General features: G+C 42.9%; 22 protein-coding genes. 15 read left to right on the top strand and 7 right to left on the bottom strand.

The window, feature by feature from the left end:
• Nucleotides 1–130 precede the first annotated feature (130 nt).
• Nucleotides 131–1330, top strand: coding sequence for an argininosuccinate synthase (locus UH38_RS03400; RefSeq protein WP_045053213.1), 1200 nt, complete (start codon nt 131–133; stop codon nt 1328–1330).
• A 44-nt stretch (nt 1331–1374) separates the two neighbouring features.
• Here UH38_RS03400 and UH38_RS03395 read toward each other — a convergent pair whose 3' ends face one another.
• A complete protein-coding gene (locus UH38_RS03395; protein ID WP_045053212.1) occupies nt 1375–2007 on the bottom strand; it encodes a DedA family protein in 633 nt (210 codons plus the stop codon).
• A gap of 770 nt (nt 2008–2777) precedes the next feature.
• Here UH38_RS03395 and UH38_RS03390 point away from each other — a divergent pair.
• Nucleotides 2778–3125, top strand: a complete 348-nt coding sequence (locus tag UH38_RS03390) for an STAS domain-containing protein (protein ID WP_045053211.1) — start codon at nt 2778–2780, stop codon at nt 3123–3125.
• A gap of 132 nt (nt 3126–3257) precedes the next feature.
• Here the strand turns inward: UH38_RS03390 and rpsF are convergent, their stop codons facing one another.
• Nucleotides 3258–3584: a 30S ribosomal protein S6 gene (rpsF, locus tag UH38_RS03385; protein ID WP_045053210.1), complete on the bottom strand. Its 327-nt coding sequence runs from the start codon at nt 3582–3584 to the stop codon at nt 3258–3260.
• Between the two features lie 143 nt (nt 3585–3727).
• Between rpsF and UH38_RS26640 the strand changes: the two genes are divergently transcribed.
• Both UH38_RS26640 and UH38_RS03380 read left to right on the top strand, forming a co-directional pair.
• Nucleotides 3728–3871, top strand: a complete 144-nt coding sequence (locus UH38_RS26640; protein WP_160295927.1) for a hypothetical protein — start codon at nt 3728–3730, stop codon at nt 3869–3871.
• A gap of 28 nt (nt 3872–3899) precedes the next feature.
• A complete protein-coding gene (locus tag UH38_RS03380) occupies nt 3900–4691 on the top strand; it encodes a fumarylacetoacetate hydrolase family protein (protein ID WP_045053209.1) in 792 nt (263 codons plus the stop codon).
• Here UH38_RS03380 and UH38_RS03375 read toward each other — a convergent pair.
• Nucleotides 4688–5167, bottom strand: coding sequence for a Tic20 family protein (locus tag UH38_RS03375; RefSeq protein WP_045053208.1), 480 nt, complete (start codon nt 5165–5167; stop codon nt 4688–4690). The two genes, UH38_RS03380 and UH38_RS03375, sit on opposite strands and share 4 nt — an antisense overlap.
• 89 nt (nt 5168–5256) lie before the next feature.
• The gene (locus UH38_RS03370) at nt 5257–5454 is read right to left on the bottom strand and encodes a hypothetical protein (RefSeq protein ID WP_045053207.1); all 198 of its coding nucleotides are present in this window, start codon (nt 5452–5454) and stop codon (nt 5257–5259) included.
• Nucleotides 5455–5826: 372 nt separating this feature from the next.
• Here UH38_RS03370 and glyA point away from each other — a divergent pair, with 372 nt between their 5' ends.
• The 8 genes from glyA (at nt 5827) to UH38_RS03335 (ending at nt 14764) form a co-directional block, all read left to right on the top strand.
• Nucleotides 5827–7110 (top strand): serine hydroxymethyltransferase, encoded by a 1284-nt coding sequence (glyA, locus tag UH38_RS03365; protein WP_045053206.1) that lies wholly within the window; start codon nt 5827–5829, stop codon nt 7108–7110.
• Nucleotides 7111–7303: 193 nt separating this feature from the next.
• Nucleotides 7304–8344: a glycosyltransferase family 4 protein gene (locus UH38_RS03360; RefSeq protein WP_045053205.1), complete on the top strand. Its 1041-nt coding sequence runs from the start codon at nt 7304–7306 to the stop codon at nt 8342–8344.
• A gap of 62 nt (nt 8345–8406) precedes the next feature.
• Complete coding sequence (locus UH38_RS03355) at nt 8407–9672, top strand: competence/damage-inducible protein A (RefSeq protein ID WP_045053204.1); 1266 nt, start codon at nt 8407–8409, stop codon at nt 9670–9672.
• Between the two features lie 156 nt (nt 9673–9828).
• Complete coding sequence (locus UH38_RS27040; protein ID WP_200892266.1) at nt 9829–9969, top strand: hypothetical protein; 141 nt, start codon at nt 9829–9831, stop codon at nt 9967–9969.
• A gap of 9 nt (nt 9970–9978) precedes the next feature.
• On the top strand, nt 9979–10446 hold the full coding sequence (aroQ, locus tag UH38_RS03350) for a type II 3-dehydroquinate dehydratase (RefSeq protein ID WP_235355035.1): 468 nt from the start codon (nt 9979–9981) through the stop codon (nt 10444–10446).
• A 10-nt stretch (nt 10447–10456) separates the two neighbouring features.
• Nucleotides 10457–11290, top strand: coding sequence for an ADP-ribosylglycohydrolase family protein (locus tag UH38_RS03345; protein ID WP_045053202.1), 834 nt, complete (start codon nt 10457–10459; stop codon nt 11288–11290).
• A gap of 179 nt (nt 11291–11469) precedes the next feature.
• On the top strand, nt 11470–13911 hold the full coding sequence (locus tag UH38_RS03340) for an HD family phosphohydrolase (protein WP_052672237.1): 2442 nt from the start codon (nt 11470–11472) through the stop codon (nt 13909–13911).
• Between the two features lie 127 nt (nt 13912–14038).
• Nucleotides 14039–14764 (top strand): DUF2996 domain-containing protein, encoded by a 726-nt coding sequence (locus UH38_RS03335; RefSeq protein WP_045053201.1) that lies wholly within the window; start codon nt 14039–14041, stop codon nt 14762–14764.
• A gap of 17 nt (nt 14765–14781) precedes the next feature.
• Here the strand turns inward: UH38_RS03335 and UH38_RS03330 are convergent, their stop codons facing one another.
• Both UH38_RS03330 and UH38_RS03325 read right to left on the bottom strand, forming a co-directional pair.
• Complete coding sequence (locus tag UH38_RS03330; protein WP_045053200.1) at nt 14782–15318, bottom strand: NINE protein; 537 nt, start codon at nt 15316–15318, stop codon at nt 14782–14784.
• A 66-nt stretch (nt 15319–15384) separates the two neighbouring features.
• Nucleotides 15385–15576 carry a hypothetical protein gene (locus UH38_RS03325; RefSeq protein ID WP_045053199.1) on the bottom strand — a complete coding sequence of 64 codons (192 nt, stop codon included), beginning with the start codon at nt 15574–15576 and terminating at the stop codon, nt 15385–15387.
• Between UH38_RS03325 and acsF the strand changes: the two genes are divergently transcribed.
• Nucleotides 15575–16651, top strand: coding sequence for a magnesium-protoporphyrin IX monomethyl ester (oxidative) cyclase (gene acsF, locus UH38_RS03320; RefSeq protein WP_045053198.1), 1077 nt, complete (start codon nt 15575–15577; stop codon nt 16649–16651). The two genes, UH38_RS03325 and acsF, sit on opposite strands and share 2 nt — an antisense overlap.
• 3 nt (nt 16652–16654) lie before the next feature.
• Here the strand turns inward: acsF and UH38_RS26635 are convergent, their stop codons facing one another.
• Nucleotides 16655–16822, bottom strand: a complete 168-nt coding sequence (locus UH38_RS26635; protein WP_160295926.1) for a hypothetical protein — start codon at nt 16820–16822, stop codon at nt 16655–16657.
• Nucleotides 16823–16856: 34 nt separating this feature from the next.
• Here UH38_RS26635 and UH38_RS03315 point away from each other — a divergent pair, with 34 nt between their 5' ends.
• Together UH38_RS03315 and UH38_RS03310 are read left to right on the top strand one after the other, a co-directional pair.
• Nucleotides 16857–17549, top strand: coding sequence for a hypothetical protein (locus tag UH38_RS03315; protein WP_200892265.1), 693 nt, complete (start codon nt 16857–16859; stop codon nt 17547–17549).
• A gap of 18 nt (nt 17550–17567) precedes the next feature.
• The gene (locus UH38_RS03310) at nt 17568–19076 is read left to right on the top strand and encodes a hydroxysqualene dehydroxylase (protein WP_045053197.1); all 1509 of its coding nucleotides are present in this window, start codon (nt 17568–17570) and stop codon (nt 19074–19076) included.
• The last annotated feature ends 76 nt before the right edge of the window (nt 19077–19152 follow it).

Here is a 19152-nt window from a genome sequence, read left to right as displayed (position 1 = left end):
TGTATTCTGTCCTCCTTATCTCATCTGCAAACATGGAACTATTTTTCCAAAATTTGTACTGTTGCTAACAAGAATATGCCTCAATTAGTTGGATAATATTGACTCGTTGTTTTGCTGGATTAATAAATTCATGGGTCGTGCTACTAAAGTCGTGCTGGCATATTCTGGTGGAGTAGATACTTCCGTTTGTATTCCTTATCTCAAGCAGGAATGGGGCGTTGAAGAAGTAATTACCCTTGCAGCAGATTTGGGACAGGGAGATGAACTAGAACCAGTTCGGGAAAAAGCGCTCAAGTCTGGTGCAACCGAGTCTTTAGTTGTCGATGCTACAGAAAGTTTTGTCAAAGATTACGCCTTTGCTGCTTTGCAAGCAAATGCCTTATACGAAAATCGCTACCCCCTATCTACAGCTTTAGCTCGTCCTTTAATTGCCAAACTCCTTGTTGATGCTGCTCAAAAGTACGGTGCTGATGCTGTTGCACATGGTTGTACTGGTAAAGGTAACGATCAAGTCCGCTTTGATGTCTCTATTGCTGCTCTTAACCCCAAATTAAAAGTTCTCGCACCTGCGCGGGAATGGGGGATGAGTCGTGAAGAAACGATCGCCTACGGAGAACGTTTTGGCATTCCTTCCCCAGTCAAAAAATCTTCTCCTTACAGTATCGATCGCAATTTACTTGGTCGCAGTATTGAAGCTGGACCTTTAGAAGATCCCAAGCACGAACCTTTGGAAGAAATTTATCTGATGACCAAAGCGATCGCCGATACACCTGATGAGCCAGAATATGTAGAAATAGGCTTTGAAAAAGGCATTCCTACCCAACTAAACGGACGAGCAACGGCTCCTGTTGAACTCATTAAGCAGCTAAATACAATGGCTGGTAATCATGGAGTTGGGCGTATCGACATGGTAGAAAACCGTTTAGTGGGAATCAAATCGCGGGAAATTTACGAAACACCAGCTTTATTAGTTCTTATCCAAGCGCACCGCGACTTAGAAAGCCTAACTTTGACTGCTGATGTCACTCACTACAAGCGCGGAATCGAAGAAACCTACAGCCAAATGATTTACAACGGGCTATGGTATAGTCCGCTCAAAGGGGCGCTAGATGCTTTTGTGCAAAAAACCCAAGAGCGAGTATCAGGAACAGTAAAAATCAAACTATTTAAAGGCAATGCTACTATAGTCGGGCGCTGGTCAGACCAATCTCTATACACCCCCGACTTAGCAACCTACGGAGCAGACGATAAGTTCGATCACAAAGCCGCTGAAGGATTTATCTACGTTTGGGGACTACCAACACGTATTTGGTCGCAACAGAATCATTAATTTGAGAGACAAGGGGACAAGGAAGAACCTGCTCCCCCTGCTCTCTACTCTTCACTTTTCAATTCCTTCGCCTTACGCGACTCCAGCCAAGGTGGGATAAATATCCAGGCTGCAACTAAGGCTAAAGCTAGTAGTGTAAATTGACCTACCCAAGCAATTAACTGTTCTAAAGCAATAACTTTTCCTACAAAGAAGGCTAACGTTACCATTACCGCAGCCCAAACTACTGCTCCAGCAAGGTTATATACAAAGAATCGTCCGTAAGGCATTTGGGCGATTCCTGCTAGCAATCCTGAAAATACCCTGAGCAATGCGATAAAACGTCCTAAAAATACTGCTTTACCTGCATTCTCACTAAACTGGTTTTTGATTTCTTCTATTCGTTCGGTGGGAATACGCAAGAAGTTACCAAGTTTGAGCAAAAATGACCAGCCTGCGTATCTGCCAATCCAATAACCGCAAGTACCGCCGATTGTTGCACCACCAATAGCGCTAGCTAGTACAAACCAGTAATTTAGTTGACCGCTACCTGCTAGAAACCCTCCCACTAAGGTCACGGTTTCACCAGGAAGAGGAATACCAAGATTTTCAAGTAAAATTCCACCGAAAACTGCCCAGTAGCCGTATTGTTGAGCAATTTCTTGAATTGTCTCTAGTGAGATGAGTTCAGCCGACATTTAGTTGCAGCCTTTACAAAGGTTTACTTTTCTTTTATCTTGGCGTGAATCGATTAAAGGTGTCAACGCCTAGCGCTACACGTTTTCTTCCAGGTAAACAGAAAAGGCAAAAACGCGGAATTGATTACTGTGCGCGTGTATTTAGAAACTTAAACCTGAAACTTGCAATTAAGCTACATTTAATTTCTTGTTTCTAAAATATTAATTTGTAGTTAATTAAGTTTATCAATTTCTACCTAAAGGATGATTTATGTATATATAAGTCATCTCTTACTATTGTTTTTCTTAAGTTGATGTGCTGGGTATTACATATTTTAACTGAAAGATAAATATCTTACTTTATCAAATCTTTATATAAATCCGTAACACTGATAAAGATTCAGTAAATACCTCGGAAAATACTGACGAAACCATCTGCTTGTGTTTACATAAAGGTAATTAAGGCATAGGTTTCAGGGATTGTACGTAGATAAATTTGCAAGCGCTATTGAACAATAACGGTTTCTATTTATATACATTAACGTACATATTTGGAAATATTAATTATCCTAATGTTTCTTTGTTTTGAGCATCAATCAAAATCTCGAACAACACTAGCTTTATTTTGTAAATAGGTTAATATGAAGCTGAAGTAAAGAAAAGATGAATTTCTTAACTTGCTGTAAGCTTTCGCTAAATTAATAGCTTTCCAACCGACTAACGCAAAAGTCTATTTCCCAACTCCGGTTTTGTTTTATCCGGTTAAATACGTCAATTATCTAGTTACAACTATGACTGTTACCCAAGCATATCAATCAATTTTAGTTCAACCGCAGGGACGCTTAGACTTGCAGGGTGGTAAAGCTTTAGAAAAACAGTTAATCAACTTAGTAGCTAACGCCCAAGCCCTGTTGAGTGTCGATTTAGCTCATGTTGATTTTATGGATAGCTCAGGATTAGTAGCTTTAGCAAGATGCCTAAAAGTGGCTCGTCAAAATGGCTGTAGGCTGGTATTATGCAATCTACAAGCACCTGTTAAGCTGATCTTTGAATTGACTCAATTAGATGCAGTTTTTGAAATTTTTGATAACTATGATGCTGTTTTAACAACAGTTGAAAAAGTTAAAGTTGTGGCGTAGAGCGATCGCACTATTTTGCCCTATATCAATAAAAAACAGGTAGTTAGTATCGATACTAGCTACCTGTTCTATCTAGATTAAGCGGTCAAAGGAAAAAAGCGATCGCCTGCAATCTGCTGGTGCTTTTACAGATTATTCATCTGCATCTGCATCTTCCTCTGGCTGTTCGGAAACTTCCTGCTTGATTGTCAAGTAGCGAATTACTTCTTCACTGAGGCGCATTGAGCGCTCTAAAGGTGCGATCGCAGTTCCAGGACCTTGATAGTTCATTTGAATATAAACACCTTCCCTGTGTTTGCCAATTTCATAAGCAAGGCGACGTTTACCGCGATTTTGAATCTCGATTTGGTCTGCGCCTTGCTCTTGAAGGAAGGTTTGATATTTGCTAACTACTTGCGATACTTGCTCCTCGCCTAAGTCTGGACGCAAGATATACATAGTTTCATAAACAGTCTGCATGGGTGTTAGTCTCCTTATGGACAAATCGGCTGCTTCTCTTTTGAGTTATATAAATTCAGACTAGAAGCAACAAGGACTTACAATTCTATCAGATTGCCGCCTAAAATATTGAGCGCTGGCAATTATCAACTCCAGGCTAAAGTATGCTAGCAGACACCGTTAAATCTGATATATTGCAAGCAATTCTTTCTGTTTCCCTATCTATCTATCAGCAACCAAAGCACGCAACCCAAGCATTTAAAAATCAAAATATGTATCTGCAAATTCATTTTGATTTACCAGCCTAATTTTCAGGAAAGCAGGAAGTAATTATTTATGGCACAGCGCTACGTCCGAGTTCAAGATAGACAGGGACGAATTTATTACGGTTTGCTCCAACTCAACCAAGCAGTGCAATTACTAGATGCTCCGCCTTGGTTGCAAGGTCAACCAATGGAGATGCAACTAGAACCAAACAGCTACCAAATTCTTGCTCCTTGCGCTCCCTCAAAAATTGTTGCTGTCGGCAAAAATTACGCCGATCATGCAGCAGAAATGGGAACAGACGTACCTCCAGAGCCATTGCTGTTTCTCAAGCCATCTACAGCAGTTATTCCTACAGCTACAGCAATTGTTTACCCTCCTCAGTCGCAAAGAGTAGACTACGAAGGAGAGTTAGCCTTAGTAATCGGCGATCGCACTTCTAACTGTACCCCAGAACAAGCTCATACCAAAATTTGGGGTTACACCATCGCTAATGACGTAACAGCGCGAGATTTGCAAAAGAAAGACAGTCAATGGACAAGAGCTAAAGGTTTTGATACATTTTGCCCTTTAGGTCCTTGGATTGTCAGAGAACTTAACCTCGCCGCTAGCTTGCAAACTTTTCTCAACGACAACCCCCAACCCGTACAATCTGCAACTATCGACCAAATGGTATTTTCCCCAGACTTTGTTGTTTCCTACATTAGTCAAATTATGACTTTACAGCCAGGAGATGTAATATTAACTGGAACGCCCGTAGGGATAGGACCATTGCAAATAGGCGATCGCATCCGCGTAGAAATTGAGGGGATCGGTCGCTTGGAAAATACAGTAATTGCCAAGCAACCAAATATTATTAGTTAGCGCACTTGCATATGAACAGCATCAGAAATTGCTGGGATTTCTGCATAACGACCAATAGCTGACTGTACTACTGCATAACCAACTGCTGCTATCAAGCCTAAGAAAATAGTATTACTAAGTATTTCTAAGGCAAAACCCGTTCCTGGTAGTGGCTGGACAACAAATTGCAAAGCAAGACTGCACAGCACCAAAACAATATCGATTAAAATTGCCTGCATTGTATTGAAACGAATGAAATGAGCAATGCTTTCATTCCTAACTACCAACATAAACAAAGCAAAAAAGACAATCAACCCTGCAAAAGGAATACTAGAGTAAAGTAAGATAACAGGGTAAATAGGTGTAAATATTAGCCCCAAAGCTGGAACCTGTTGAAATAAATATCTGCCAAACATCAATCCTTCAACTAAAGGCAGCAAATAAGGTAAGCAAGCAAAAATTCGCTCTTTAACAGTTACAGACCCGCGCCAACTCATCTTGCGTTCTCCTTAAATAAAAGCCGATACGCTTAGGATAACGCAGCTACGAGGGTGATTTGTTATTAGCTAATATAGCAGCGCCCTAACTACTTAATGTCAGCAATAAGGAAGCCCATCATACACTCATATCGATCGGGCTGTTGAGCTAAAGATTTAGTAACTGCTTGACCGCAGCCGAGCTTACCTTGATGCCATCGGGGTTGACCGCTTTGAGTAGCCAGCAAACAGCCTTGGCAAACGTGCTGAGGGGCAAGAATTTGGTTGTCCATTAAAATCACTAACATCCTAATTCCTCCTGTGGAGCATCAATGCCGCTTAAGTCCATTTTATGTTATGGATTCAGGGATGTTGTGAGCAATAATACATAACTTTAACAGTGACCAAATAATTCGTAATTCGTAATTCGTAATTTACGGTTTTCCTCCCCCTGACCGCGCGGTCAGCTTTGCTGACTTTAGTTATGGGGTAACAAGGCGCTCATTGCTGCTTTGCGGCTTGACCATCGACTGTCTAGCTGCTGAGGGAAACTAGATGTTGGCAGCGTAAGCGAAAAAGTTAAGATGGTATATTCAGCAATGCAATCTGACGAACGATACACTCAACAGTTAGCTTGCTCAAAAACTTAAACATTATGGAATTTTTCAGGAATAATAGACGTGAGCCTAAGTAATTTAGATATTCTTGCCCAAAGCGACGCAGCGATCGCTGGATTAATTAATGACGAACTGCAAAGACAACGCGACCATTTAGAGCTAATTGCCAGTGAAAACTTTACCTCTGCTGCGGTATTAGCCGCTCAAGGCTCGGTATTAACGAATAAATATGCTGAAGGCTTGCCAGGTAAACGCTACTACGGCGGCTGCGAGTATGTAGATAAAATCGAACAGCTAGCAATTGACCGCGCCAAACAGCTATTTGGAGCCGCTCACGCCAACGTGCAGCCTCATTCAGGGGCGCAAGCCAACTTTGCCGTCTTCCTGACGCTGCTAGAGCCAGGAGATACAATTATGGGCATGGACTTGTCTCACGGCGGACACCTCACTCACGGCTCGCCTGTGAATGTATCGGGTAAGTGGTTTAAAGTTTGTCACTACGGCGTAAATCCCGAAACTGAGCAGTTAGATTACGACCAAATTCGGGAATTAGCACTGCAACACCGTCCTAAGCTGTTAATTTGCGGTTATTCGGCATATCCTCGGATTATTGATTTTGCTAAGTTTAGACAAATAGCTGACGAAGTTGGCGCATATTTATTAGCTGATATTGCTCACATCGCTGGATTAGTAGCAACAGGCTTGCATCCCGATCCTATTCCTCATTGCCATGTTGTGACCACAACAACCCATAAAACCTTACGAGGACCTAGAGGTGGGTTAATTTTGACAGGCGATCCAGAAATGGGTAAAAAGCTCGATAAATCAGTATTTCCAGGCACTCAAGGCGGTCCTTTAGAACACGTCATTGCTGGTAAAGCTGTAGCTTTTGGCGAAGCGTTAAAGAGCGACTTTAAAGTTTATTCCGCTCAAGTAATTGATAACGCTCATGCTTTAGCGACTCAATTACAGAATAGAGGCTTAAAGATAGTCTCCAACGGTACAGACAATCATTTGATGTTAGTCGATTTGCGCTGCATCAACATGACAGGGAAAGAAGCAGACAGATTAGTAAGCGAAGTTAATATTACAGCAAACAAAAACACAGTCCCCTTCGATCCGCAATCGCCATTTGTAACCAGCGGCTTGCGTTTGGGTACACCAGCAATGACAACAAGAGGCATGGGAACAAAAGAATTTGTCGAGATTGCCAATATTATTAGCGATCGCCTGCACAATCCCCAAGACGAATCTATCGCCCAAGATTGCCGTCAGCGAGTAGCCGCCTTATGTGCAGCGTTCCCCTTATACCCGCACATCACAACTTCCGTACCAGCTTTGGTCTAACTGTTGAGGGAGACAAGGAAGACAAGGAGACAATAGAGAAGTTAAAAATAATTATCTCCCCCTGCCTCCCCTGCTCCCCCTGCTCAAGAAAGCCCCTTCCCCCTTTCTTCCAACTGTGCTAATCTGCCTGCAATAGAGTAAACCTATGAAAATTTTGCGAGGCAGTGTTTTGTCTGGCAACTATTGATAGCAGATGCCTTATCAGCTTTATCACCTACTTGCCTTTCTCGTTTCTGCTTTAGTAGTTATTTGGACTACACCCCATGTCAAAACCATTGGCATCAAAAGCGGCAAAGTTGATAAACCCAGCGATCGCAAAGTCCACCAGCGCCCGATGGTACGCCTGGGAGGGGTATCAATTTTTCTTGGCTCTTTAATTGCCCTTTTGGTTGTTTGGTGGTCTGGAGGCTTTGGTATCCTTCCCACAGAGACAGAATGGGGAATCTGGGGCGTAATTTTAGGCGGACTTGCGTTTTTTGCGATCGGTTTGGCAGATGATTTATTTAACCTTTCTCCTTTTGTCCGCCTGCTATTGCAAATAGCATTTGCCACTTTAGCCTGGTACATGGGCGTGCATATTGACTTTCTCAGCATTCCTTTTGGCGGTTTGGTACAAATGGGCTGGCTGAGTTTACCCATCACGGTAATTTGGCTAGTGGGGATGGCAAATGCCATAAACTGGATTGATGGTTTAGATGGTTTAGCGGCTGGCGTTTCGGGGATAGCGGCTGTAGTCATGCTTGTCGTGACGCTATTTATGCAACAATCGGCTGCGGCTTTAATTGCGGCTGCTTTAGCTGGTGGCGCTTTGGCATTTTTGCGTTACAACTTCAACCCCGCGCAAATTTTTATGGGCGATGGTGGCGCTTACTTTATAGGCTTTACCTTAGCAGGCGTAGGGGTTGTGGGCTTAGTTAAAACTACTGCGGTTACAGCAGTGCTATTACCTTATCTAATTTTGGCTGTGCCGATTGTGGATATGTCAGCAGTAATTTTATTGCGTTTGCGTCACGGCAAATCGCCTTTTATGGCTGACAAGCGCCATCTCCATCACCGTTTGTTGCAAGCTGGTTTATCTCATCGGTTGACAGTGCTATTTATCTACGCTTTGACATTATGGGTTGGTAGTTTGGCTGTTGCTGTTGCTGGTATTCCTAGCGGTATTGCTTACGCCTTGGGTGCAACTTCGCTCTTAAGTTATGCTAGCTGGCAGGTATGGAAACACGCTCGCTAGAGCGCGGGAAAAGTTATTGATGACTCTTCAACTCAAAACTTAAAACTCAAAACTATTTTTAAATGAGTGCTGAAATTATCTGTGTCGGGACGGAGTTACTTTTAGGTAATATTCTCAATAGTAATGCTCAATATTTAGCTAACGAACTTGCTATGCTGGGGATTGCTCACTACTATCAGACAGTAGTAGGGGATAATCCTACTAGAATAAAGCAAGTTATCGAAACGGCAATTGAGCGATCGCCCACTGACCAAACTCTAGTTCTGCTCTTTACTGGTGGGCTTGGTCCTACACCAGACGACCTTACCCACGAAACTTTAGCAGAATATTTCGGTGTACCGCTAGCTGAACATCCCGAAATTATTGCCGATATTAGCCGCAAATATGCCGAACGCGGCAGAATAATGACTCCTAGCAACCGCAAACAAGCAATGCTTCCTCAAGGTGCTGATGTTTTGCCTAATATAGCTGGTACTGCTCCTGGAATTATTTGGACACCTCGCCCTAATTTAATCATTTTTACCTTTCCTGGCGTACCTTCAGAAATGCATCGAATGTGGCGAGAAACAGCAGTTCCTTATCTGCAAAGTCACGGTTTTGGGCAAGAAGTTATCTACAGCCGGATGTTAAAGTTTTGGGGAATCGCTGAATCTGCTTTAGCCGAAAAAGTAGCTCCTTTACTGGAATTAGCTAACCCTACAGTCGCTCCTTATGCAAGTTTGGGAGAAGTAAGACTGCGGATTTCTACTAAAGCTAGTTCCCCAACCACAGCCGAACAGTTGATGCAGCCTGTGGAACAAGAGTTAAAAAAAATTGCTGGCATTAATTATTTTGGCGCTGATGACGAAACCTTAGCATCAGTAGTAGGAAAGTTATTAATTGCCAGAGGCGAAACTTTAGGCGTGGCGGAGTCTTGTACTGGTGGGGGCTTAGGGCAAATGCTGACTACTGTATCGGGAAGTTCGGCTTATTTTCAAGGGGGCGTAATTTCTTACGCTAATGCAGTTAAAACTGCACTACTGAATGTTAGCAGCCAAGATTTAGAGACGCAGGGTGCTGTTAGTGCTACTGTCGCCGAACAGATGGCAAAAGGAGTGCGATCGCATCTGGCAACTACCTGGGGTATTAGTATTACAGGCGTTGCTGGACCTGATGGCGGTAGTGAAGCTAAACCAGTGGGTTTAGTGTATATTGGTTTAGCGCATCAAAGCGGTACTGTGCAAAGTTTTGAGTATCGATTCGGTGCTACCAAAGACCGCGCTTTAATTCGTCACCTCAGCAGTTGTACAGCCCTCGATTGTCTGCGTCGCCAGCTATTGAAGTATTAAAATATCCGTTCCTTAATATAACTAAACACTTCTTTAGTGAGATGAACTTGCTCGATAGCATTGTGATAAGCTTAAGATAAGTTTATGTATCGTAGACTTCCGTTTTATTTAGGGTAAGTTAGAACATCGGTAGTATTGTTAGGAGCAGTCGGCTCAATGGACTACATAGAAAAGGTACTGGAAAAGCTGAAAGAATGGGGACGCAGGCTAATTGAAACCTTGCTAGGACCAGAAGTGGAGCCAGAACCAGAACCAATACCTATTCCCGTAAATGATAGAGCGCGTCAAAGGCGCTAGTCCATAATTGTGCTGACACAAGACTTATTGTTTAATGTTTTAGTGCTGCATGGACCAAACTTAAATCTCCTGGGGCAAAGAGAACCAGGGATCTATGGCATGGTGACACTAGATGAAATTAATCGCTTGTTAGTGGCTGAAGGAGTCAAACTACAGGCGAAAGTTCATCATATTCAGTCAAACCATGAAGGTGCATTAGTAGATGCTGTTCAGGAGGCAGGTAAAGAATATCAAGGAATCTTAATTAATCCTGGTGCGTATACTCATACCAGCATAGCGCTTAGAGATGCGATCGCAGGAGTTAAAATACCGACAGTAGAAGTACATTTGAGCAATATTTATCAAAGAGAAGCTTTTCGTCATCATTCATATATTGCCCCAGTAGCAATCGGGCAAATTAGCGGCTTTGGCGCAGAAAGTTATCGCTTAGGGCTAGAAGCTTTAATTTATCATCTGAAAAATCAAACAAAAGCGTAAATAATTAATTATGCGCTATTCTCTCTCTAGTCAGTTTCGCGGCACTTTGTTGGGTGCAATGCTAGGGGAGAAAGTTAGCAAGCAAGTACCCTCACAAACAGCCAAATGCCTAATTCCGGCAATGTATAGTCTAATCGAGTTAGGCAGATTTGAGCCGCAGCATTGGCAAGAAAAATTATCAGTAGCATCAATATCTGAAATTGCGCCAACGATCGCAACTTTACCCTTGGCGCTGTTTTACCACGAAAACGAACTAAAACTAAAACAGAACTTATCAGCTAGCGCTGGCATTTGGCAAAACGAACCCATTGTACGAGAAAGCATTCTTAGTGTAGGATATGCGACTTCTCAAGTATTAAGCAAAATCAAACCCGCTCAATTAGTTCCCCACATTCTCAGCTTGATGGAAACGCCACAAACAGAATTAGCATATAAATTACAGCAAGTGCAGGAATTATGCAGCCAAGGAGCGAGTTTAGAACGCACTCTAACTCAAGTAACTACCAAAGAGGCGCTAACAACATCAATTGCATTAGGGTTTTATTGCTTTTTAAGCAGCCAAGAAGACTTTAGCCTGACTGTGAAAAGAGCGCAACACTTACAAAACCCACTTGCTAGCGCGATCGCTGGTGCATTGTCAGGAGCTTATAATAGCGCTATGAGCATTCCTAGCAGTTGGCAAGCCGCCCTAACAATAGAGCAAAACAGCGCCGAAAAAGAAGTGCTACAATTGTCAGATTCGCTAGTTGCAGTGTGGTCGGGAGTGTATGACTACGAGGTACATCCAGCGGAACTTGTCACTAAAACAGTTGTCGCTGCACCTCGCGTTATCCGTTGGCGTTAGGCAGCTGATTCTACTACTAGGGAGAGACTTTTCTCAAAGAGATAGAAAACTGTAATCGGATTTAGTTTTAAATAATAAATTAGCGATCGCAATTTCTAGGTAGTTATAGTGGTAAACCAACCTCAGTCACATCAAGCCCCAGATTTTACCAGTCACTATTTAAGCTGCACTCGTTAGTAATGAAAAAGCTGCGCTTGTTTCAGTTTCTAATGCCGCAGAAAGATAAAAGGCGACAGCAATTGCTCCGCTCTAACATGGAGAGCGAACAAAAAAAGTTTAACGTACCATTACTAGCATTTTTGCATCGAGCATGGGTAAAAGTCTCGTGCTGGCAGCAAAGATATCATTCGCAAGCTATTTTCATCTTTGCAGTAATTGCCCTGACTGTTGTCTTAGGACATCGCTTTTACAATCAACCTCGGCTAGCAGTAGGCACAATTGCACTGCAGACAATTACAGCACCTTATAGCGCTCGCGTAGAGGATGTAGAAACGACAAGAGCAGAGCGCAAAGCTGCGCGGAGCGTCTCCACACCTGTATTGGCAATTGATGAATCGATAAATAGGCAAGTACAAGCACAATTGCAACAAGCACTCGATTGGGGCAATGAAATTCGCTTTAGTGCAGGCGCTTTTCCGTTTGTGGAAACTTCTATGCTGTCAAAATCGGTTCAGCATTACCTCCGCAGTAGTTCGGAAACAAATTGGCAGTTAATCCTAGCAACTGTCAATAGTACAAAGAAAACTGCCCCATCTGCAGAAGCTTTAGTTAATAGCAAGCTAGCAGCAGCAAGTTTAGAACTTCAGTCTTATAGTTGGAAAACGTCACCAGAAAAATTATCAGAATTAATTGCTAAAGTTACTCAAGCCCGCCAGCAATACGCGGGGGCTAAGTCAAAAATTACTCAAGAGCAAGTTAATCGACCAAATTCATTCTACAAAGACGACCTGTTAGATTTATCAGATGAAGAGTGGGCGAAAACGCAAATATTGCTGCGGACTACTTGCGATCGCATTCTAACTCAAGGTATCTCCCCAGGGCTACAACCGCATAATTTACAAGCAGCAGTAAGCTTGCAACTAAAAGCACCAAACTTGCCAGATAGTGGCTTTTCTATCCCAACAACTGCCGAAACTTGGGCAAACCAGTTACTTAGTAGAATATTGCAACCAAACTTGATAGCTGATGTAGAACAAACTAAGCAACAAGCAGAAAAAGCGGCGCTAGCTGTAGAAGCAGTAATATTAGAAGTATATAAAGGCGAGACTATTGTCAAGGCGGGAGAAGAAATCACCCATCGAGATTTCGTTTTACTCGATCATTTCGATCTCAGTCGCCGAGAAATTAATTGGCAAGGCTTACTACAAATCGGAGCTTTTGTTACAGGAATAGTAGGGATTTTTGCTTTCATAGAGAGGCAATTTGGCTGCAACGTCAGACAACGCGATCGCACATTAGTATTGCTGCTTGCCCTCAGCACTGTCACAATTGCCATGTTGGGAGTAACTTATACTAGCTTGCCAGCCATCGGTTTATTATTAGGTAGCTTTTATAGTTGCCCGTTAGGAAGTATTGTTGTTGGGCTAGTAGCAATTCTCCTTACTGGCAGTTTAGCAATATCGGCAACACCTTTGCTCGCAGGGACAGCAGGGGGGTTACTAGCAAGCTTGCTAGCTGGAAGGATGAGATCGCGCGAAGAACTAGCCTTATTAGGTGGTGTTGTAGCCTTAGTTGAAGCGATCGCTTTTTTGCTGGTAGGCTCAGTTTTCAGTCAATATAAGCATGATTGGTACGTTCTTGCCCAGCAAGCAGGCTTATTCGGGCTTTCGGGACTTGCTTGGAGCATAGTCGCCCTAGGTTTAAGCCCTTATTTAGAACACGTTTTCGATTTGGTGACTCCTATTCGGCTAGCGGAACTTGCCAACCCCAATCGCCCATTATTAAAACGCCTTGCTACTAACGCCCCTGGTACATTTCAGCACACATTATTTGTATCTACGTTAGCTGAAGCGGCAGCTAAAGAATTAGGCTGTAACGTAGAGCTAGTTAGAGCAGGTACTTTTTATCACGATATTGGCAAATTACACGATCCGCTAGGATTTATTGAAAATCAAATGGGCGGTCCAAACAAGCACGACGAAATTAACGATCCTTGGCAAAGTGCAGAAATTATTAAAAAGCACGTCAGCGAGGGATTGGTAATGGCACGCAAACACCGCCTACCAAAAGCGATTCAGGCATTTATTCCCGAACACCAAGGCACGATCGCAATTGCCTATTTTTATTATCAAGCCCAGCAATTAGCCGCAGATAACCAAAACGAAATTGCAGTGAAAGAAGCTGATTTTCGTTACGAAGGACCAATTCCCCAGTCGCGAGAAACTGGAATTGTCATGCTCGCAGATGCTTGTGAAGCAGCGCTAAGAAGCCTAAAAGATGCGACATACGAAGAAGCTTTAGCAATGGTAAATAAGATATTGCGATCGCGCTGGCAAGACAATCAAATGGTAGATTCAGGACTAACCCGCAAAGAAATGTCGCGCATAGCCGAAATATTTGTCCAAGTGTGGTTGCAATTCCACCACAAGCGCATCGCCTACCCCAAAGCCACTAATAGTTGAGCGCAACAACTAATCAAACCCATAGAGCAAAGAATCTTTTAGACTTAGCTTGCTGTGGCAAAATAACTGTAACAGCCTTAAAAAGCGATCGCTTCCCCTCAAGCTAGATAAAGGAACAAACCTGATAATGGCAGAAGAAACAACTCCTAACGAACAAACAGCAGCACAAGCACCTAGAGGGAAGACTGCGGGAGAAGATGCGCCACCGAGTACCGTCGAGGAACAAGCACCTAGCATTGTTGAAGAACATCTCAAAAGTACATCTGAAGCGGCATCCACTGATATCCCGACAGCAAATGCACCCGATCCTACAGCCGTAAATCCCGAAGTAAATCCTAACGCGACTGGGGAAAAATCATCTACAGAAGTATCAACGCCAGACGAAACTGCTTCTCAAGACAAACCACCGAAAAAAAGTGCAGCAGCAGCTAAAGCCGCAGACGATAAACCAGCAGCTAAAGCAGCCAAAAAAGAAAAAGGACCAGCAGTTGAAGATAAACCCTTTGCTGAATTTGTACAACAAGACTACTTACCAGCTTTGCAAAAAGCACTCACAACCAAAGGCGCAAAAGACATAAATTTAAAGTTTGAAAAACAAAAAGTAGCGATCGCCGGATACAGTCAAGAGGAATGCTGGCAGATAGAAGGCAATTGGCAAAACGGGTTGCGTCAATTTAATGTCTACTTTCCACAAGAAAACATTCAAGGACAAAGAGCTTTTTCCTGCAACGAAGGTTCTAAACCAAGTACCCTAGAATCCTTCTTGATTGACGAGCGCAAAGTTACCTTAGATTTGCTGGTATTTGGCGTAGTGCAGCGCTTAGACGGGCAGAAATGGTTGAGTCGCAATTAAAAAGCGATGCCTTAACCCTACAATTCGACAAAATGATAGATAACCACTCCACTATCGGGGTGGTTTTCAATTGCTACATATTCGCTTTTGAGCATTTCTCTTAAAGTTGCTTCTACTTCAGCAAAACTTGCGCCTGTATCCATCACAGCTTGAGTCACAGAAAGTTTGCCACCGCGATTAGATGCTGCTTTGAGCAGTTTTACAATCAATTGTTGTCGGGTGGTTTTAGGATTAAAGACGCTAGCAGCAATTACAGGATCTTGTGTCGGTACGCCCACATCAGACATCCCCAACTTAGCTCTAATTTTGGTGTTGTATTCGTCAACCATGTTGGGAATCAACACTAAATCCATCAACTGCCCAACACCAAATAAACCAAAAGTACAAAGCCATAACAGCCCGCTGGCAATTTTGCCATTGTAGATACGGTGTAGTCCGTGTAACTGTAATAAGCACCCCAGCCAGAGAATATAGGAACTTGATACTTTCGTTTCAGGCTTTTGTTGCGGCTCAATTTCAGTCTCTAGCTGTTGTGGCTCAATTTGGTTAATCATTATTGTGTGTAGGAGGCTGCCTATTATAAATATATTTTGGCGTTACTACTTTACAAGTGACAACAGCTATTGATGCGATCGTTCCGCTCGTGCCACATAAATTAGTTGAAGATTAATTACAAAATTTGCTTTCGTGTTGCAACTCTTAACGTAATTAGTAAGAGCGATCGCGCGGGGCATTGGTAAACTAAATTGCATAAACAGCGTAATTAAAGAATTAGTACGATATCTTTGGTCAAGCGAGATTAGAAAAGACATGGTAGATTCTCTAACAAAACCAAGCTTTGAAGAAATGCGTCCTGGGGTAAAAGTCCCAGCCAAGGAAAACTTACTCACTCCTCGGTTTTACACGACTGACTTTGATGAGATGGCGCGGATGGATCTTTCGGTCAACGAAGCCGAGTTAAAAGCGCTTTTAGCAGAGTTCCGCACCGATTACAACCGCCATCACTTTACTAGAGATGCGGAATTCGAGCAGTCTTGGGAGCATATTGACGGCGAAACTCGCAAAATGTTTGTAGAATTTTTGGAGCGCTCCTGTACGGCGGAATTTTCCGGCTTTTTACTCTACAAAGAACTCAGCCGTCGCCTAAAAGATAAAAACCCTTTGCTTGCTGAGTGCTTTAACCTCATGTCGCGCGATGAAGCTCGTCATGCTGGCTTTTTGAACAAGGCATTATCAGACTTTAACTTGACTTTAGATTTGGGCTTTTTGACCAAGAGCCGCAAATATACATTCTTTAAGCCCAAATTTATCTTTTACGCTACATATTTGTCAGAGAAGATTGGTTATTGGCGCTACATCTTGATTTATCGCCATTTAGCAGCACATCCTGAAGATAGAATTTACCCAATTTTCCGCTTCTTCGACAATTGGTGTCAGGATGAAAACCGTCACGGAGACTTTTTTGATGCGATGATGAGATCCCAGCCGAAAATGCTCAATGACTGGAGAGCGCGGTTGTGGTGTCGGTTCTTCTTATTGTCAGTATTTGGCACAATGTATCTCAACGACATTCAACGTTCGGGATTCTATGCCTCAATTGGCTTGGATGCGCGGGAGTACGATAAGCAAGTAATTGAAAAAACCAATCAATCTGCGGGCAAAGTATTTCCAGTAATTTTGGATGTAGAGAAGCCAGAATTTTATCAACGCTTGGAAACTTGTACCGAGAACAATGCTAAGTTAACGGCGATCGCATCTGCAAATACGCCTAAATTCGTGCAAATATTCCAAAAACTGCCTTTGTATGTATCTAATGGTTGGCAGTTTTTGCGGTTGTATTTGATGAAGCCGATTGACGCTGCTTCACTTCAAGGCAAAGTACGCTAAATTTCAGCAGTTTGGCTCCGCAGTGGGTGGTTCTGCACTTTGCAGAGCCACTTTTTCTTGTAAATTTGAACCGCAAAGACACAGCCTAACTTTCCATCTTACATCTGCGTCCATCCGCACGGCAGGTGCTACAAGTCGGCAAAGCCGCTTTGGGCGTACTGCCTCGTCCATCTGCGTTCGCCAATCGATTCATGCAAAAAGTCGAATGAACTATTGGTTATTAGCTGCAATTTCTACAAATATTTGCTTATCTTTACCTGCATGGAGCGTACCGCGACCAGAAAATACTAACAATGCAGCCGAAATGCTGGATTTAGATCCGCAGATTATTGAAGATAGTCCAGTTTTGCAACGTTGGCAGCGTCAAATACCAAATATTTTAGAAGAAATTGAAAACGAGCCTAGTTTTCGCACTCGTTTGCGGCTAGGTTACTCTTACTTTCCCTCTCAAGAGCAAGCTGGAGGCGTGAATATTGGTATAGAGGATGTATTTATTGGGCGAAGTAGACTGACAGCTAGCGGAGAGTATCAGAGAGCTTTTGGAGAAGATTTTATTAACTATGGTGGAGACTTGTATTACTACTTGCGCCCTTTGGGTAGTTATGTAAATGTTGCGCCACTGGTAGGCTATCGACATTTGCAGACTGATGAATATTCAACAGATGGGGTTAATCTCGGTGCTAGGTTGAAATTAGTCCTCTCTCGCGGTGGTGCGGCGGATATTTCTTTGACTCAAAGTTGGGTTGCTCCTGGTACGGCTGAGGAAGTCGGATTGACAACGCTTTCTTTTGGTTATGCAGTGACTCAAAATCTGCGCTTATCTACAGATATCCAAAAGCAAAACTCCAGGCAAAGTAAAGATAGTAGGGTAGGAATTGTCTTAGAGTGGATGCCTTAGAGCATCAAGGGGTAATGTATGTCAACGGAAATGCGATCGCCTAAAGTAGTTGTAGTTGGTGCTGGTTGGGCTGGTTTGGGGGCGACATACCACTTAGCACAGCAAGGCTATGATGTAACGCTATTAGAAGCTGGGGCTTATCCTGGCGGCTTGGTAGCTGGCTGGAAGTCAAAAAGCGATCGCTCTGTAGAAGCTGGTATTCATGGTTTTTGGTATCCTTACAGTAATATCTTTTCTTTAGTAGATAAGTTAGGGATTCATCCTTTTACGCCTTTTACTCGTTCTTCTCAATATTCACCAGCAGGCTTAGAAGTCGAGTCACCAATATTTCAAGATTTACCTCAACTTCCGACACCGTTAGGCACTTTTCTCTACACTCAGTTTAAGCGCTTGCCACTAATTGACCGTCTTTCGGCTCTACCTTTGCTTTATGCTCTGTTAGATTTCGATAATTCTGATGAAGCTTGGCGGCGCTATGACTCAGTAACAGCCCGTGAATTATTCAAAGATTTTGGCGTTTCGGCGCGTCTATACCGAGATTCTTTTGAGCCGATGCTGCTAGTAGGTTTATTTGCACCTGGAGAGCAATGTTCGGCGGCGGCGGCTTTGGGAATGCTTTATTACTTCATACTGGCTCATCAACCCAACTTTGATGTAGTTTGGTGTCGCGGTACAGTTGGGGAAACTATCTTTCGCCCTTGGGTACAACGCATCGAACAAGCTGGAGGAAAGTTACTCGCCAATCAAAGAGTTAGCGATGTTATTGTTAGCGATACGGGTAAAGTGACAGGCGTTGTTTGTGGAGACAGAACTTTTGAAGCGGATGCAGTTATCTTTGCTGTAGGTGTTAGTGGAATGCAAAAAATTGTTAGCAATAGCCCTAATTTGCAAAAACATCAGCAATTTCGAGATTTAATGAATTTAAACGCAGTTGATGTAGTTGCAACTAGATTATGGTGCGATCGCAAAATCAATATTCCTCGTCCTTCTAATGCCTGTTTCGGCTTTAATGCAACTACAGGCTGGACATTTTTTGACCTCAACGCGCTACACGATGAATACCGCAACGAACCTGGAAGTGTTGTAGAAGTTGATTTTTATCACGCCAATCAGTTAATACCTCTAAGCGATGAGGAAATTGTGCCAATAGTGCAACGCGATTTAGCAACCTGCATTCCAGAATTTGCCACAGCTAAAGTCATTGATAGCAATATAATTCGCCTTCCAAGGGCAGTTACTCACTTTGCGCCTGGTAGCTATCAGTATATGTTGCCAGCTAAGACAAGTATCGGCAATGTATATATGAGCGGTGATTGGATTATTACTCGTCACGGCTCTTGGTCGCAAGAAAAGGCTTATGTGACAGGCTTGGAAGCTGCAAACTTAGTAATTTCTCAGTTTGGGCGTGGGAGTAAAGCGGCGATTATTCCTGTAGAAGCTGATGAGACGCATATTCAGATTGGGCGAAGTCTCAACCAAACAGTCCGCAACTTGGGTAAAATGCTACCTAACTTCTGGTTGCCTTAGAAAATGCGATCGCACTAAATCAGCTTGTCTTAAACAAAGCTATAAGGAAAAGGAATTAAATTTAATCCTTTTCCCA

Origin of the sequence: Aliterella atlantica CENA595 (genome assembly GCF_000952155.1) — a bacterium.
Taxonomy (GTDB): Bacteria; Cyanobacteriota; Cyanobacteriia; order Cyanobacteriales; family Chroococcidiopsidaceae; genus Aliterella; species Aliterella atlantica.
This window is presented reverse-complemented; position numbering and strand designations above follow the sequence as displayed.